At 72.7% G+C, this 15,115-nt stretch carries 14 protein-coding genes; 10 read left to right on the top strand and 4 right to left on the bottom strand.

All coding sequences use genetic code 11. The features are described from left to right. Nucleotides 1–133 precede the first annotated feature (133 nt). Entirely contained in the window at nucleotides 134–556 is a 423-nt protein-coding gene (locus RM844_RS26140) for a hypothetical protein (protein WP_311669849.1), read from the top strand. A 557-nt stretch (nucleotides 557–1,113) separates the two neighbouring features. On the opposite strand, the gene RM844_RS26135 is transcribed toward RM844_RS26140, so the two are convergent. Both RM844_RS26135 and RM844_RS26130 read right to left on the bottom strand, forming a co-directional pair. Beyond that, nucleotides 1,114–2,589, bottom strand: coding sequence for a dihydrolipoyl dehydrogenase family protein (locus tag RM844_RS26135; RefSeq protein ID WP_311669848.1), 1,476 nt, complete (start codon nucleotides 2,587–2,589; stop codon nucleotides 1,114–1,116). Nucleotides 2,590–2,761: 172 nt separating this feature from the next. Continuing rightward, entirely contained in the window at nucleotides 2,762–3,358 is a 597-nt protein-coding gene (locus RM844_RS26130; RefSeq protein ID WP_311669847.1) for a TetR/AcrR family transcriptional regulator, read from the bottom strand. A gap of 107 nt (nucleotides 3,359–3,465) precedes the next feature. Between RM844_RS26130 and RM844_RS26125 the strand changes: the two genes are divergently transcribed. After that, the gene (locus tag RM844_RS26125; protein ID WP_311669846.1) at nucleotides 3,466–4,218 is read left to right on the top strand and encodes a cysteine hydrolase family protein; all 753 of its coding nucleotides are present in this window, start codon (nucleotides 3,466–3,468) and stop codon (nucleotides 4,216–4,218) included. Between the two features lie 22 nt (nucleotides 4,219–4,240). Here RM844_RS26125 and RM844_RS26120 read toward each other — a convergent pair whose 3' ends face one another. After that, nucleotides 4,241–5,233, bottom strand: a complete 993-nt coding sequence (locus RM844_RS26120; RefSeq protein WP_311669877.1) for a LacI family DNA-binding transcriptional regulator — start codon at nucleotides 5,231–5,233, stop codon at nucleotides 4,241–4,243. A 287-nt stretch (nucleotides 5,234–5,520) separates the two neighbouring features. On the opposite strand from RM844_RS26120, the gene RM844_RS26115 reads away from it, so the two are divergent. The 4 genes from RM844_RS26115 (at nucleotide 5,521) to RM844_RS26100 (ending at nucleotide 10,907) form a co-directional block, all read left to right on the top strand. Further along, nucleotides 5,521–6,450: a carbohydrate ABC transporter permease gene (locus tag RM844_RS26115; RefSeq protein WP_311669845.1), complete on the top strand. Its 930-nt coding sequence runs from the start codon at nucleotides 5,521–5,523 to the stop codon at nucleotides 6,448–6,450. A gap of 3 nt (nucleotides 6,451–6,453) precedes the next feature. Further along, complete coding sequence (locus RM844_RS26110; protein WP_311669844.1) at nucleotides 6,454–7,374, top strand: carbohydrate ABC transporter permease; 921 nt, start codon at nucleotides 6,454–6,456, stop codon at nucleotides 7,372–7,374. A gap of 75 nt (nucleotides 7,375–7,449) precedes the next feature. Next, the gene (locus RM844_RS26105) at nucleotides 7,450–8,787 is read left to right on the top strand and encodes an ABC transporter substrate-binding protein (protein ID WP_311669843.1); all 1,338 of its coding nucleotides are present in this window, start codon (nucleotides 7,450–7,452) and stop codon (nucleotides 8,785–8,787) included. A gap of 71 nt (nucleotides 8,788–8,858) precedes the next feature. Next, nucleotides 8,859–10,907 (top strand): beta-galactosidase, encoded by a 2,049-nt coding sequence (locus RM844_RS26100; RefSeq protein ID WP_311669842.1) that lies wholly within the window; start codon nucleotides 8,859–8,861, stop codon nucleotides 10,905–10,907. 149 nt (nucleotides 10,908–11,056) lie between these two features. Here the strand turns inward: RM844_RS26100 and RM844_RS26095 are convergent, their stop codons facing one another. Continuing rightward, entirely contained in the window at nucleotides 11,057–11,680 is a 624-nt protein-coding gene (locus RM844_RS26095; protein WP_311669841.1) for a CGNR zinc finger domain-containing protein, read from the bottom strand. Between the two features lie 179 nt (nucleotides 11,681–11,859). On the opposite strand from RM844_RS26095, the gene RM844_RS26090 reads away from it, so the two are divergent. The 4 genes from RM844_RS26090 to RM844_RS26075 all read left to right on the top strand — a co-directional run bounded on the left by RM844_RS26090 (nucleotide 11,860) and on the right by RM844_RS26075 (nucleotide 15,113). Beyond that, complete coding sequence (locus tag RM844_RS26090) at nucleotides 11,860–12,603, top strand: metallophosphoesterase (protein WP_311669840.1); 744 nt, start codon at nucleotides 11,860–11,862, stop codon at nucleotides 12,601–12,603. After that, the gene (locus tag RM844_RS26085) at nucleotides 12,600–13,229 is read left to right on the top strand and encodes a LysE family translocator (RefSeq protein ID WP_311669839.1); all 630 of its coding nucleotides are present in this window, start codon (nucleotides 12,600–12,602) and stop codon (nucleotides 13,227–13,229) included. The genes RM844_RS26090 and RM844_RS26085 overlap by 4 nt, the downstream gene beginning before the upstream one ends. Before the next feature lie 61 nt (nucleotides 13,230–13,290). Next, nucleotides 13,291–14,304, top strand: a complete 1,014-nt coding sequence (locus RM844_RS26080; protein WP_311669838.1) for an ATP-binding cassette domain-containing protein — start codon at nucleotides 13,291–13,293, stop codon at nucleotides 14,302–14,304. Next, nucleotides 14,301–15,113: an ABC transporter permease gene (locus RM844_RS26075; protein WP_311669837.1), complete on the top strand. Its 813-nt coding sequence runs from the start codon at nucleotides 14,301–14,303 to the stop codon at nucleotides 15,111–15,113. Before RM844_RS26080 ends, RM844_RS26075 begins: the two co-directional genes overlap by 4 nt. The last annotated feature ends 2 nt before the right edge of the window (nucleotides 15,114–15,115 follow it).

Here is a 15,115-nt window from a genome sequence, read left to right as displayed (position 1 = left end):
GCCGCCTCGGGGAGCCGGCTTGACGCGTCGCTGCTGCAATGGGGTGAGGTGGCGAGAACTTGGCGCTTCCGCCGCGTTGGACAACGTGCCGCCAACCCGGCGTGCCCCCCGACTCGGATGGAGCGCCCACTCGATGAACATTCCAGGCAACCCCGCGCGGCGCGCGGGAGGCATCGCGGTGCTCGCCCTCCTGCTCGCCGGCTGCGCGGGCGGCGGTGCGCCGGCCGACCCACGGGACGGGGCCGCGCCCCAGCCGTCGCCGCTGGCCACCGCCCACGCGGCCGGCCCACGGAGCGAACCGAGCCCGGCCGCCGGCCCGGACGGGCCGGCCGAACGCGAAACGGACACCGCCGCGCCGAGCCCGGGACACAGCCCGACCGCGACCCCGTCACGGGCGGCCGAGCCGGCCGAACGGGCCGAACCGGCCGGCCCCACCGAGGCCCCCGTCCCCGAGGCTCCGCCGGTCCTGGACACCACGGCCGAGCTCCCGGACTCCTTCTGCGCCTTCCCCGACCCGACGATGAACGCGATCTGCCGCTCGGCCCTGGACCGCTGAGCACGCCGTGGCGGTGGGCGCCACGCCGCCGGCCGCGCGGCCCGGGCGGCGGGGTGGTGGGGGTGGGGCGGCGTGGTGCCGCACGCCGTGACTCCGGCGGCGGACGACCGTACATCGTCGCGGGATCACCGGCCGGGACCACTGGCCGGGACGGCCGAGCCGGGACCACCGGCCGGGACGCCGGAGCCGGGGTTGGACGGGTCGTTCCCAGGATGCCGGGGGCCGTGCGATGCCGGGTCCTGCGCCGCGAACCGCCCGGACCGCCGAGGTGCCGGCCCGCCGGAACGGCTGAACCCCTCCTGCCGCCCGGGGGCGCGGCGCTCGGCCGCTGCGGTGCCCTGCCGCTCACCGGCCGGCCGGCCCGGGTCGTCGCGTGGAACCAGGTCGCCGCGTGGAACCACCGGGGCGCCGGGGACCACCGTCCGGCGCCCCGTCCCCGACGGTCGCCGGCTCCCCCGGGGCCGCGCTCGTCGCCCGTCCCCTTGCCCGTCCCGGGCCCAGTCCTCCAGCCGCCGTCGCGGTCGTGCTCGCGGTCGGGCACGGCCCGCGGTGGCCGGTCAGCCGCGGTAGGTCTCCAACAGCCGCAGCCAGATCTCGCTCATCGTCGGGAAGGACGGCACCGCGTGCCAGAGGCGGGCGATCGGGACCTCGCCCGCCACCGCGACCGTCGCCGCGTGCAGCAGTTCGCCGGCGCCCGAGCCGACGAAGGTCGCCCCGACCAGCACCTCGCGGTCCAGGTCCACCACGATCCGGGCTCGCCCCCGGTAGCCCTCCGCGTAGAGCAGGGCTCCCGCCACCGAGCCGAGGTCGTAGTCCACCGCCCGGACCCGCAGCCCGGCGGCCTCGGCCTGCTCCAGGGTGCTGCCCACCGAGGCCGCCTCCGGGTCGGTGAACACCACCTGGGGCACCGCACGTTGGTCCGCCGTCGCGGCGTGCCGGCCCCAGGGCCCGTCGTCCACCGGCGCGCCACCGGCCCGGGCCGCGATGGCCGCCGCGGCGATCCGCGCCTGGTACTTCCCCTGGTGGGTGAGCATCGCGCGGTGGGTGACGTCCCCGACGGCGTAGAGCCAGTCGCCCGGCACGCCCCGCACCCGAAGCGTCTCGTCCGTGTCCAGCCAGTCGCCGGGCGTCAGACCGACCGCGTCCAGCCCGAGGTTCTCCGTGCCGGCCCGGCGGCCGGTCGCGAAGAGCACCTCGTCGGCGATGACCGCGTTTCCGCCGGAGACGTCCAGGACCACCGGGCCCGCCTCGTCCGGCCGGCGCAGCGCCGAGACCGAGGCGCCGGTCCGCACCTCGACCCCGGACCTGGCCAGGCCCTCGGCCACCAGCTCGCCGGCGAACGGCTCCCAGCGCGGCAGCAGCCGGGGGCCGCGGGCCAGCAGCGTCACCCGGGCGCCGAGCGCCCGCCAGGCCGCCGCCATCTCCACGCCGACCACGCCGCCGCCCACCACGGCCAGCCGGTCCGGGACCTGACCGGCCGAGGTGGCCTCCCGGCTGCTCCACGGGCGGGCCTCCGCCATGCCCGGCAGCTCGGGCAGCGTCGCCCGGGAACCGGTGCACAGGGCCACCGCCTGCCGGGCGACCAGCCGCCGCTCCGATCCCTCAGGGGTGGTCACCACCACCGTTCTCGGGCCGGTCAACCGCCCCTGGCCGCGCACGAGTTCCACCCCGACCGACGCCAGCCAGGAGACCTGCCCGTCGTCCTGCCAACCGCTGGCGAAGGCGTTCCTGCTGGCCAGCACCTCGTCGACGGCCAGTGAGCCGTGCGCGGCGGCCCGGGCGCCAGGTACCGCCCGGGCGGCGGCCAGCGCGGCCGGCGGCCGCAGCAGTGCCTTGCTCGGCATGCAGGCCCAGTAGGAGCACTCGCCTCCCACCAGCGCGCGTTCTACCAGCACGGTGCGCAGTCCGGCGGCCTGGGTTCGCTCCGCGAGGTTCTCCCCGGGAGGTCCGGCGCCGATCACGACGACGTCGAAGGTGCCGGTGTCCGTGGCGTCGGCGTGGTACGCGTCGGTGTCGGCAGGGCGATCCGTCATACCGGTCAGCTCCTCGTCATCCGTGGCGGGCGGCGTCCCCGGGGAGGGGAGTCCTACCCACTCACCGTAGGCACGCCACCACGCGGCGGGCCCGTCACCGGGCCGAGCCGCACTCCCGGCTCACCGGCACGGGCGGCGCGGCGCCCTGGGCGGGGCGGGGTGGAGGCGTCGGTCAGCCGGTGGCCCCGGCCACCAGCGTCCGCTGCTGGAGCAGTGCCAGGCGGACGGCCAACTCGTCCTGCGACCAACCCTGTTCGCCCAGCAGGCGGCCGATCAGCTCGCTGGAGACCAGGGACCACAGCAGCCGAGCGGCGGTCTCCTCGGTCCAGGGCGCGGCCAGCCGGCCCTCCCGGGCCAGCCATTCCGCCAGCCGTCGGCAGTTGGCCAACTGCGCCGCGTCGGCGCGGGCGCAGTGCGCCCGGGCGTCGGGGTCCCGCTCGCCGACCTGGCGTAGGGCCTGGTCGACGGCGAGCACTCGAGGGTGGTAACGCGCCAGGTGCCGGGCCCACTCGGCGAGCGCGGTGACGGAGTCCGGCGCTGCCCAGACGGGCTGGAGTGACGGGGTCAGCCCCTCCCTGTCGGCCAGATAGTCGAAGAGCGCGGTGACCAGCTCGCTGCGGGAGGTGAAGTGCAGATAGAGGCCGCGCCGGGAGAGCCCGACCCGCTCGGCCACCGCCGCCATGGTGAGGGCGGCGGGGCCGCGCTCTTCGAGGAGGGCGCGGGTGGCGGCCAGGATCGCCTCGCGGGTGCGGCGGCTTCTGGCGTTCATGGGTTCTTCGATCGCCCTGCTCACGCCCTCAGCCTTGCACGAAAGTAGCCGGGATGTGTACTTTCCTGGAAGTGCACAAGCTGAGTACTTTTTCCGGAGGTCGCGCCATGCCCCACCGCCCACCGACCGACCCGACCGCACCCGCCAGCCCGGCCGGGGCTGTTGGCCAGGCCGACTCCTTCGACATCGTGGTCGACGGGCGGCCGGCGCCCTACGGGCTGCGCCTCGGGCGGGCCGCCGTGGTCGTGGTGGACATGCAGAACGACTTCGTCAGTCCCGGGGGGTCGGTCGAGGCGTCCGGCGGGGACGTCACGCTGGTCGCCGCGCTCGTCGAGCCGATCGCCCACGTGCTGGAGGCCGCCCGTGGCCGGGGCATACCGGTGGTGTACCTGCAGCACTGCTACCGACCGGATCTCGCCGACCTGGGCCCGGAGCGCGGCAAGAACGCCCTGATCCACCGAGCCGCCCGGGTCGGGCTGCCGACCGAGGCCCCGGACGGCAGTCCGAGTCGAGTCCTGGTGCGGGATACCTGGAGCACTCGGATCGTGGACCGACTGGCCCCGCGCGACGGGGAGTTGGTCATCCCCAAGACCCGGTTCAGCGGCTTCCACGGCACCACGCTCGACGAGGACCTTCGGCGCCTCGGCGTGCGCGACCTGATCCTCACGGGCTGCACCACGAGCGTCTGCGTGGAGGCGACACTACGGGACGCCATGGCACGCGACTACCGCGCGCTGCTGCTCACCGACTGCGTGGACGAGCCGCAGGGGCGCGCCCATCACGACTCGACCGTGGCGCTGGTCGAGAGCAGCCTGGGGTGGACCGCCGAGTCCGCTGACCTGTGTCGCGCACTGGCCTGAGGCCTGACCGGGTCGGGCGCCGTCATTCCCTGGGCGGCGGTGGCGCGGTGCTCTCGCGCAGCACCATCCAGGTGGGGACGAGGGTCGTGCCGCGCTCCATGGTGTCCGTCCGCAGCTGGCGCAGCACGCCCTCCACGCAGCGCCGTCCGACCTCGGTGAAGTCCTGGTGGATCGTGGTGAGCGGTGGGGTGAAGGAGCCGGCGTCCGGGATGTCGTCGAAGCCGACGACGCTGATCTCCTCCGGCACCCGGCGGCCGTGCTCGTGCAGGGCTCGCAGCAAGCCGAGCGCCATCTGGTCGTTGGCCGCGAACACGGCCGTGCAGTCCGGCTCCTGCAGCAGTCGTAGGCCGGCCTGGTAGCCGGACTCGGCGGTCCAGTCTCCGGGCAGCGGCGGGGGCACCCGCCGGCCGGCCTCCTCCAGGGTGGCCCGCCAGGCGTCGGTCCGGCGCTGGGCGGAGAAGGACTCGGCGGGGCCGGTCACGTGCCAGACCGTCTCGTGCCCCAGGTCCAGCAGGTGCCGCACCGCGTCCCGGGCGCCGCCGGCCTGGTCGGTGTCGACCACGCTGTAGCGGTCCCCGGCGTCGGAGTCCATCACCACGACGCTGACGTTGGGGGGCAGGGTGACCGTGCCGGCGTCCAGCAGGTGCACCTCCATGATCACGATGATCGCGTCCACGGCCAGCTCGCCGAGCCGGGTGAAGGCGCCCCGCACCTGGTCCTGGGTGGGGGCGGCGACCGGCAGCAGGGTGGTGGCGTAGCCCTGCTGGGCCGCCGAGTTGGCGATGGCCTCCAGCGTGCGCACGTTGCCGGTGGTGGAGAGGGTGAAGAGGATGACGCCTATGGTCCGGAACTCGCCGCTCTTGAGGGCGCGGGCCGCGCTGTTGGGCCGGTAGCCCAGCTCCTTCATCGCCGAGAGCACCTGCTGGCGGGTGGTCTCGACCACACCGGGATGCCCGTTGGAGACCCGGGAGACGGTCTGCGAGGAGACCCCGGCGAGCCGGGCGACGTCCGCCATGGAGACCCGCCGGGGGCGGCGGGCCGGTCGGGCGACCAGGTCTGGCGCGGGGCCGGCCCGCCGCCTGGCGGCCGCACCGTCCTGGGTCTTCTCCACCGGTCGCTCTCCTGCCTCGTCCACACGAACTCGCTTGTCATCGCTGGACGATGCTGTCCGGCGCTTGACGCTCCCCAGGGAGCAGTGTAAGCATCACATCAATCAATGTTTACGTAAACACCCTGGCGGGCGTACTCGGCGGCGGAATCGTGTTTGCGTAAACATTCGCGTACGACCAGCGAGGTATGCCCATGACGACGTTGTCACCGCCCGCCGTGGCGGGACGCTCGGCCGCACCGCCGCCCAAAGGCCGCACGCGCCGGCGATCCTGGGTGGGATGGGGCTTCATCGCCCCCTTCATGGTGGTCTTCACCCTGGTGTTCCTGGCGCCCATCGCCTATTCGATCTATCTGAGCCTCTTCCGGGAGCAGATGGTCGGCGGCAACTCCTTCGTGGGCCTGGAGAACTACCAGCGCGCGCTGGAGGACCCCAAGTTCTGGGACGCGCTGGGGCGGGTCAGCCTCTTCCTGGTGGTCCAGGTCCCGATCATGCTGGGCATCGCCCTGCTGGTGGCGCTGGCCATCGACAGCGGCCGGCTCTACGGCAAGAACTTCTTCCGCATCGCGATCTTCATGCCCTACGCGGTGCCCGCCGTGGTCGCCACCCTGATGTGGGGCTTCATCTACGGCAGCCGCTTCGGCCTGGTGGGCAACATCAACGACGCCTTCGGCGTCTCGCTGCCGAACCCACTGTCGCCGGATCTCGTGCTGGCCTCCATCGGCAACATCGTGACCTGGGAATTCGTCGGCTACAACATGCTGATCTTCTACGCCGCGCTGCGCGTCGTGCCGCACTCCCTCTACGAGGCGGCGGAGATCGACGGGGCCAGCCAGTTCCGGGTGATCACCGCGATCAAGCTGCCGGCGATCCGCGGCGCCCTGGTGATCGCCACCATCTTCTCGATCATCGGCAGCTTCCAGCTCTTCAACGAGCCGAGCATCCTGCAGAGCCTGGCGCCGAACGCGATCACCACCGACTTCACGCCCAACCTCTTCACCTACTCGCTGTCCTTCTCCGGCCAGCAGCACAACTACGCCGCCACCGTGGCCATCCTCATGGGCCTGCTGACCATGGTCGTCGCCTACGTCGTGCAGCTCCGCGGTATGCGAAAGGAATCGTGACCGATGGCAGCCACGACGACCTCCCCCCGGCGCCCGGCACCGACGCTGCGCCGGCCCAAGCGCCGCCCGCACTCGGTGAACCGCCCACGCCGCAGCACCCTGCTGACCGTGCTCACCAGCCTGGTGCTGCTCTACTCCCTGGTGCCGCTGGTCTGGCTCGCGATCAACGCCACCAAGACCCAGCCGGGCCTCTTCGACTCCTTCGGGCTCTGGTTCGACAGCGACTTCGCCCTGTGGAGCAACGTCAAGGACACCCTCACCTATGACGACGGTGTCTTCGTCCGCTGGTTCCTCAACACCGTGCTCTACGTGGTGCTGGGGGCGGGCGGCGCGACCTTCCTGGCCGTGCTCGGCGGCTACGCGCTGGCCAAGTTCGACTTCGCCGGGAAGCGGGCCATCTTCGCCATCGTGATCGGCGCCGTGGCCGTGCCGGGCACCGCACTGGCCGTGCCGACCTTCCTGATGTTCAGCGAGATGGGCCTGACCAACACCCCCTGGGCGGTGATCATCCCCTCGCTGATCTCGCCCTTCGGGCTCTACCTGATGTGGGTCTTCGCGGCGGACGCGATCCCCGGGGAGCTGCTGGAGGCGGCGCGGATCGACGGTGCCAGCGAACTGCGCACCTTCTTCCGGGTCAGCCTGCCGATGCTCGCCCCCGGCATCGTGACCGTGCTGCTCTTCACCATGGTCGCCACCTGGAACAACTACTTCCTGCCGCTGATCATGATCAAGGACCCCGACTGGTACCCGCTGACCCTGGGCCTGAACGCGTGGAACGCGCAGGCGTCCACGGCCGGTGGGCAGGCCATCTTCAACCTGGTGATCACCGGCTCGCTGCTGACCATCCTGCCGCTGATCGCCGCCTTCCTCCTGCTCCAGCGCTACTGGCAGTCCGGACTGGCCGCCGGCAGCGTCAAGGAGTGACCGCACCTCCCACCCGCCTTCCCTCCTCCTCTTCTTACCTACCAACAGTTCTGACAGCGAAGTGAGTTGACTGTGATGACCAAGACAGCGCGCCGCGCTCTGCGCGGAGTCGGCCTGGCCACCGTGGTGGCCCTCGGCCTGACCGCATGTGGCTCCGACGACGGCGGCTCCGGCGAGGCCGGCGCCTCGGCGGACGAGGTGGCCCAGGCTCTTGAGGAGGGTGGCGAGATCACCGTCTGGGCCTGGGAGCCGACCCTGGGCCAGACGGTCGAGGACTTCGAGGCCGAGTACCCCAACGTGACGGTCAACCTGGTCAACGCGGGCACCGCCAACGACCAGTACACCGCGCTGCAGAACGCCATGCAGGCCGGCTCGGGCGTGCCCGACGTGGCCCAGATCGAGTACTACGCGATGGGCCAGTTCTCCCTGAACGAGTCCGTCACCGAGCTGTCGGGCTTCGGCGCGAACGACCTCGCCGACACCTTCTCGCCCGGGCCGTGGAGCGCGGTCCAGGCCAACGACGGTGTCTACGGCCTGCCGATGGACTCCGGGCCGATGGCGCTCTTCTACAACAAGGACCTCTTCGACGAGCACGGCATCGAGGTGCCGACCACCTGGGACGAGTACCTCCAGGCGGCCCGTGACCTGCACGAGGCCGACCCCAGCGCCTACATGACCAACGACACCGGGGACGCCGGCTTCGCCACCAGCATGATCTGGCAGGCCGGCGGCCGGCCCTACCAGGTGGAGGGCACCGAGATCGGGATCGACCTCGCGGACGAGGGCAGCACCCGCTACACCGAGCTGTGGCAGCAGATGCTCGACGAGGACCTGCTGGCGCCGATCACCTCCTGGAGCGACGAGTGGTTCCAGGGGATGGGCGACGGCACCATCGCCAGCCTGGCCACCGGCGCCTGGATGCCGGCCAACCTGGAGTCCAGCCTGCCCGACGGCGCCGGCTCCTGGCGGGTCGCCCCGCTGCCCCAGTGGGAGGAAGGGGACACCGCCAGCGCCGAGAACGGCGGCAGCGCGCTGACCATCCCGGACGCCAGCAGCAAGAAGGCGCTCGCCTACGGCTTCCTGGAGTACGTCAACGTCGGTGACGGAGTGCAGACCCGCCTGTCGAACGGTGCCTTCCCCGCCACCACGGCCGATCTCGCCTCCGAGGACTTCCTGAGCACCGAGTTCGACTACTTCGGTGGCCAGCAGGCCAACCAGGTGTTCGCCGAGTCCGCCGCCAACGTGGCTGACGACTGGTCCTACCTGCCCTTCCAGGTCTACGCCAACTCGATCTTCAACGACTCGGTGGGCAAGGCCTACGTCTCCAACACCCGGCTCGCCGACGGCTTCGCGGGCTGGCAGGAGGCCTCGCGTAGCTACGGCGAGGAGCAGGGCTTCACCATCACCGACTGACCCCGGTCGCACCACCTCACGGTGCGGGGGCGGCCCCGCCCCCGCACCGTTCGATCCACCCGAGGAGCACCATGACCCGCGACCCGTCACCGCGCTGGCTGCGCTGGCCGACCGATGAGTCAAGGCCCAGGTTCGCCTACGGCGCCGACTACAACCCCGAACAATGGCCGCGCGAAGTCTGGCGAGAAGACGTCCGGTTGATGCGCGAGGCGGGCGTGAACATCGTCTCACTGGCGATCTTCTCCTGGGCTCGCATCCAGCCGACCGCCGACAGCTGGGACTTCGACTGGTTGGACGAGTCGATGGACCTGCTGCACAGCGGGGGGATAGCGGTCGACCTGGCCACCGCCACGGCCTCGCCGCCGCCCTGGCTCTCCACCGAGCACCCGGAGATCCTCCCGGTCAACGAGCTGGGCCAGACCGTCTGGCCGGGCGCCCGGCAGCACTGGCGCCCCACCTCGCCGGTCTTCCGGGAGCACGCGCTGCGCCTGACCACGGCGATGGCCGAGCGCTACCGGGACCACCCGGCGCTGGCCGCCTGGCACGTCAGCAACGAGCTGGGCTGCCACAACGTCTACGACTACTCCGAGGACGCCGCCCGGGCCTTCCGGGACTGGCTGCGCGCCCGCTACGGCACGGTGGAGGCGCTCAACACCGCCTGGGGAACGGACTTCTGGGCCCAGCGCTACGGCGACTTCGAGCAGGTGCTGCCGCCCAGGCTGGCCGCCTCGCACCCGAACCCCACCCAGCAGCTGGACTTCAAGCGCTTCTCCTCCGACGCGCTCAAGGACCACCTGCGCGCCGAGCGGGACGTGCTCCGGCGGATCACCCCCGACGTGCCGGTGACCACCAACTTCATGGTGATGGGCGAGACCAAGGGGATGCACTACGCGGACTGGGCCGCCGAGGTGGACTTCGTCTCCAACGACCACTACGTGCTGCCCGGCCCGCAGGCCAGGGACGAGCTGTCCTTCTCCGCCAACCTCACCGGGAACCTCGCGGGCGGCCGCCCCTGGTTCCTGATGGAGCACTCCACCAGCGCCGTCAACTGGCAGCCGGTGAACGTCGCCAAGCGGGAGGGCGAGCTGGCGCGGGACTCCCTGCTGCATGTGGCGCACGGCGCCGACGCGGTCTGCTTCTTCCAGTGGCGGCAGTCGGCGGCCGGGGCCGAGAAGTACCACTCGGCGATGGTGCCGCACGCCGGGCCGGACTCCGAGGTCTTCCGCTCGGTGGCACGCCTGGGCGCGCGGCTCGACGAGCTGGCCGAGGTGGTGGGCAGCGAGCGGCGCCCGGCGCGGGCCGCGATCCTCTTCGACTGGGAGTCCTGGTGGGCGAGCGAGCAGGACTCGCATCCCACGGAGCTGCTCAGGTACCGGCAGGAGGCGCTGGACTGGTACTCGGCCTTCCTGGCGCTCGGGGTACGGGCGGACGTGGTCCACAAGGGCGCGTCGCTGGACTCCTACGACCTGGTGGTCGCGCCCATCCTGCACGTGGTGCCGCAGGACCTGGGCAAGGAACTGACACGGTTCGTCGAGCGGGGTGGACATCTGGTCACCACCTACTTCTCCGGTGTGGTGGACGAGAACGACCACGCCTGGCTGGGGGGCTACCCCGGGGCCCTGCGCGATCTGCTGGGCATTCGGATCGAGGAGTTCGCGCCGCTGCTCCCCGCGGAGTCCGTCACCCTGGACGACGGGACCGTGGGCACGCTGTGGTCCGACCGGATCACGGTCACGGACCCGGGCGTCGACGTCTGGGCGACCTACCGCGACGGCCACCTGGCCGGGCGGCCGGCGATCACCCGCCGGGCGCTGGGCGGCGGCTCAGCGGCGTATGTGTCGACCCGGCTCGGGGTCGAGGGGCTGAGCGTCCTGCTGGGCCGGCTGCTGACGGCGGCCGGCGTGGCGAGCGAGCTGCCTGAAGCGGCGCGCGGGCGCGTGGAGCTGACCGTGCGTCGGGCCGGTGACGTGGACTACTGGTTCCTCATCAACCGCACCGACGAGGCCGTGGACCTGAGCGAGCTGGCCGGCGAGCGGCTGGCCCAGGAGGCGGGGGAGCGACCCGAGACGCTGGCCCCGCGCGGTGTCGCCGTGGTCCGCAGGACCGGCCCCACCGGCTGAGCCGGTAGCCGATCCGCCGGGGGCGGCCCGCGCGCACGCCGCGCGGGCCGCCCCTTTCGCGTGCCCGGGCGCCGGCGGTGCCGTCATGGCCGCGCCCGCCGGCCCCGGCGTCGGGCGCGGCGCGGGCCCCGGCGTGGGCTTCGAACGGATCACGTGCCGGCTCCCTCGTCCCGCGCGGACCGGCCGGCCCGCTGGCGCTGGTAGTAGCGGGCGGCCCTGGCCCGGTCGGCGCAGCCGGGCTTGCACCACTCCTGCCGGCCGTGCCCCTGCACGAAGTAACGCACGCAGCGGGGGGCCGTGCAGGCGCGCAGCCGCTCCCGGAACGGGCCGGTGAGGAAGGCGGTGGTGGCGCGCGCGAGGGCGGCGATCAGCTTGTCGCGCTGGTTGTCCGTACTGGAGAGCGGACGGGCGCTGGGCGCGGCCCCGTCCGGCCACTCCAGCCAGACCGTCAACGGCTCCCGCGCGACCGCCGTGTTCAGCCGGGTCATGGCCTCGTCGACCGGCAGCAGCCGGTGCGCGTCGGCCGGGCTGGGCGGCCCGGGCCGCACCGCGCGGGCGAACAGGGCTCGCACGGCCTGACGCACCGCGAGCACCTCGGACAGCAACTCCTCGTCGCAGCGCAGGGCGGCCACGTCGAGCCCGGCGTCGAACAGCTCCGCGCGCTCGGCGACCCACGCCCCGAGCGCCTCGGGGGTGGGCAGGTCGTCGGTGACCCCACTCTGGCCGTCGTGCCGGATGGTGGTCGCGAACTCGACCGCCAGGAAACGTCGCATCGTCTCCGCCTCGCCTTCGCGTCCCTCGTTCGGGGGCTGCCGCCCCGCGCGGCCATCCCCGCATGCTGACTTTCGGTAATCCTCAAGCGTCGGATGGTTGCGCTCGGTGATGACTCTAGTCTAGATTGCTCTCACGGTAAAGAGTTGATTTACCGTGAGGACTCCGAGGGGGAGTGACGATGGCCCTGCTGCTGGCACAGCTCAGCGACCTTCATCTGGACGGCTCCGCGCGCGCCACGGAGCGCGCCGCCCGAGCCATGGACTACCTGCGGGGCCTGCCCCGCCAGCCGGACGCCCTGCTGGTCACGGGCGATATCGCGGACCACGGCGCCGTGGCGGAGTACCGCGAGGCGGCCCGCCTGCTCGCCGCGCCGTTCCCGGTCCTCAGCTGCCCGGGGAACCACGACGACCGCGCCACCTACCGCGAGGTGCTGCTCGGCGAGCCACCGGCCATCAGCCCGGTCAACCACGTGCGTCGGGTGGGCGCCGCGGCCGTGCTGATGTGTGACACCACGATCCCGGGACGAGACGAGGGCAGGTTCTCTCCGGAGACCCTGACCTGGATCGACGCCACCCTCACCGCCCTCGGCCGCGAGGTGCCGGCGTTGCTCGCCTTCCATCAGCCGCCCGTCGTGCTGGGCCACCCGCTGCCGGACCACTCGCGGCTGGAGACATCCCAGCGGCTGGTGGAGCTGCTCACCGACCACCCGCAGGTGGTGGCCCTGCTCACGGGCCACGCCCACACGGCCGCCGCCTCCTTCTTCGCCGGCATCCCGGTGCTGGTGGCGCCCGCCGTCACCTGGACGCTGCGGATGCCCTGGGAGGGGCCCGATCCGGCCGACCGCGCGGCCCCGCCCGGGGTGGCCTTCCACCTCCTGGACGAGGAACACCGCCTGACGACGCACTTCCGGTTGGTGCCATGACCGCGCAGGCGGCGGCCGGTGGCTTCGCGGTGGCGGTGCTGCCCCTCGTCGTCACGCCGGGGGCCAGCCTGGCACTGCTCTTCCGGCACGTCGCCGAGGCCGGCCGGCGCGGCGCGGTGCCGGTGGTCCTCGGCACGGTCGCCGGGCTCGGCGTCCACGCCGCCGTGGCCACGGCTGGGCTCTCCGCCCTGGTGGCCAGCTCCAGCCAGGCGTTCACCGCCGTGCGCCTGGTCGGAGCTGCCTATCTGATCGCCCTGGCCTGCTGGACCTGGCGCTCCGTGAGTCCCCGCGCCGGTCGGCGGCCGGTGGCGCGGTCGCCCCGGCGCCGGCTGGCGGGCTCGGCCTGGCTCCAGGCCCTGTGGGGCACCGTCCTCAACCCCAAGGCGATGGCGGTCTATCTGACCCTGGCGCCCCAGTTCCTGGAGCGAGGCCGGCCGCTGGGCGGCCAGCTGGCGCTGTTGGCCGGGGTGCACGCCCTGCTGGTCGCCGCCTGGCTCCTGCTGTGGACGGTGCTGCTCACCGCCGCCGGCCGGCTGTTCGCCCGGCCCGGGGTCCGGGTGGCGATAGCCCGGTCCAGCGCCGTGGTCCTGTTCGCGCTCGGGATACGGTCGGCCGCGTCCGCCTGAGCCTCCGGTCGCGGCCCGTCCCAGGACAACTGCATAGTGGAAGTGCTCGGAAGGAGCGCGCATGGAGCACGCCATCTGGGCCGAGGGGCTGGTCAAGCGCTTCGGCGGGACGACCGCGCTGGACGGCGTGGACGTCCAGGCCAAGTCCGGCACGGTGCTGGGACTGCTCGGCCCCAACGGAGCGGGCAAGACGACGGTGGTCCGGGTGCTGGCCACTCTCCTCCGGCCCGACGCCGGCCGAGCCACGGTGCACGGCTACGACGTGCGGACGGACGCCCACCGGGTGCGCGGCCTGATCGGACTGACGGGGCAGTACGCCTCGGTGGACGAACAGCTCACCGGCATCGAGAACCTGCTGCTCATCGGGCGTCTGCTGGGCATGCGCCGAGCCGCGGCCCGGCGGCGGGCCGAGGAGTCGCTGGAGCAGTTCGGGCTGGCCGACGCGGGGCACCAGGCGGTGGGGCACTACTCGGGCGGCATGCGGCGCCGGCTCGATCTGGCCGCCAGCCTGGTGGGGCGGCCCCCGGTGCTCTTCCTGGACGAGCCGACCACCGGTCTCGACCCCCGGGCCCGCACCGAGATGTGGGAGCTGACCCGGGAGCTGGTCGCCGAGGGCACCACGGTGCTGCTGACCACCCAGTACCTGGACGAGGCCGACGAACTGGCCGACGACATCGTGGTGATCGACCGCGGCCGGGTCATCGCCACGGGCACGCCGCAGGAGTTGAAGGCCACGGCGGGCGGCAGCACCCTGGCCGTCCGGCCCGAGGACGCGGAGCAGCTGGCGCGGGTGCGTCGCATCGTGGCCGACGTGGCGGGGGTGGAGCCCGAGACGCAGGGCGCGCTGGTCACCGCTCCGATCTCTGACCCCGACGTGCTGCCGGCGGTGGTGCGTCGGCTCGACGAGGCGCGGGTGCGGGTCACCGAGCTGGCGCTCCGCGGGGCGAGCCTCAACGAGGTCTTCCTCAGCCTCACGGGGCGCCCGGCCGAGGAGGAGAGCCAGGTCCCGTCCGAGGAGGGGGCCGGCGGATCAGGGGCGGCCCGGGGCGAGCACGGCGAGGAGGTGTCGCGATGACGGCGACGGCGGAGGAGCCGGCGGCCGGGCCCGCGGCCCGGGTCGGCCTGTGGGAAGGCGTCCGACAGAGCCTCACCCTGGCCTGGCGCACCCTGGTGCAGGTCCGTCACAACCCGTTCGAGCTTAGCGACTTCAGTATCCAGCCGATCATGTTCGTGCTGCTGTTCACCTATGTGTTCGGCGGTGCCATCGCTGGCTCGGTGCAGGACTACCTCACCTTCATGCTCCCCGGAATGATCGTGATGAACATGCTCTTCGTCACGCTCTATGTGGGGCAGGGGCTCAACACGGACCTGACCAGGGGCTTCTTCGATCGTCTCCGGTCGTTGCCGATCGCCCGCTGGGCGCCGCTCGCCGGCCGGATCGCGGCCGACCAGGTCAAACAGGCGTGGTCGATCCTGCTGGTGTTCGTCGTCGGGGTGATCCTCGGCTTCCGGCTCGGCTCGCCGGGGGTGGTCGGGATGCTGGGCGCCGTGGTGCTGCTGCTCGTCTTCGCGCTGGCCTTCTCCTGGGTCGCCGTGCTGGTCGGCCTGCTCGCCAAGGACGCGGAGCGGGTGCAGATATTCGGCTTCACCTCGCTCTTCCCGCTCACCTTCGTGAGCAACGTCTTCGTGCCGGCCGACACCATGCCGGGCTGGCTCCAGGCGTTCGTCGACGTCAACCCCGTCAGCATCCTTGCCGAGGCCTGCCGTGGCCTGATGCTCGGCGGGGCGGTGGCCAGCCCCGTGCTCAAGTCGCTGGCCTGGGCGGTCGCCATCGCCGCGGTGTTCGCGCCGCTGTCCGTGTCGGTCTTCAAGCGCAAGCTCTGAGC

This window comes from Streptomyces chisholmiae (assembly GCF_031845445.1).
In the GTDB taxonomy this organism is placed as follows: Bacteria; Actinomycetota; Actinomycetes; order Streptomycetales; family Streptomycetaceae; genus Streptomyces; species Streptomyces chisholmiae.
This window is presented reverse-complemented; position numbering and strand designations above follow the sequence as displayed.

Excerpts from the sequence above, each read along its gene's own strand:
- RM844_RS26140 (WP_311669849.1), top strand. The coding sequence starts at position 134 with ATGAACATTCCAGGCAACCCCGCGCGGCGCGCGGGAGGCATCGCGGTG.
- RM844_RS26135 (WP_311669848.1), bottom strand. The coding sequence starts at position 2,589 with ATGACGGATCGCCCTGCCGACACCGACGCGTACCACGCCGACGCCACG.
- RM844_RS26130 (WP_311669847.1), bottom strand. The coding sequence starts at position 3,358 with ATGAACGCCAGAAGCCGCCGCACCCGCGAGGCGATCCTGGCCGCCACC.
- RM844_RS26125 (WP_311669846.1), top strand. The coding sequence starts at position 3,466 with ATGCCCCACCGCCCACCGACCGACCCGACCGCACCCGCCAGCCCGGCC.
- RM844_RS26120 (WP_311669877.1), bottom strand. The coding sequence starts at position 5,233 with ATGGCGGACGTCGCCCGGCTCGCCGGGGTCTCCTCGCAGACCGTCTCC.
- RM844_RS26115 (WP_311669845.1), top strand. The coding sequence starts at position 5,521 with ATGACGACGTTGTCACCGCCCGCCGTGGCGGGACGCTCGGCCGCACCG.
- RM844_RS26110 (WP_311669844.1), top strand. The coding sequence starts at position 6,454 with ATGGCAGCCACGACGACCTCCCCCCGGCGCCCGGCACCGACGCTGCGC.
- RM844_RS26105 (WP_311669843.1), top strand. The coding sequence starts at position 7,450 with ATGACCAAGACAGCGCGCCGCGCTCTGCGCGGAGTCGGCCTGGCCACC.
- RM844_RS26100 (WP_311669842.1), top strand. The coding sequence starts at position 8,859 with ATGACCCGCGACCCGTCACCGCGCTGGCTGCGCTGGCCGACCGATGAG.
- RM844_RS26095 (WP_311669841.1), bottom strand. The coding sequence starts at position 11,680 with ATGCGACGTTTCCTGGCGGTCGAGTTCGCGACCACCATCCGGCACGAC.
- RM844_RS26090 (WP_311669840.1), top strand. The coding sequence starts at position 11,860 with ATGGCCCTGCTGCTGGCACAGCTCAGCGACCTTCATCTGGACGGCTCC.
- RM844_RS26085 (WP_311669839.1), top strand. The coding sequence starts at position 12,600 with ATGACCGCGCAGGCGGCGGCCGGTGGCTTCGCGGTGGCGGTGCTGCCC.
- RM844_RS26080 (WP_311669838.1), top strand. The coding sequence starts at position 13,291 with ATGGAGCACGCCATCTGGGCCGAGGGGCTGGTCAAGCGCTTCGGCGGG.
- RM844_RS26075 (WP_311669837.1), top strand. The coding sequence starts at position 14,301 with ATGACGGCGACGGCGGAGGAGCCGGCGGCCGGGCCCGCGGCCCGGGTC.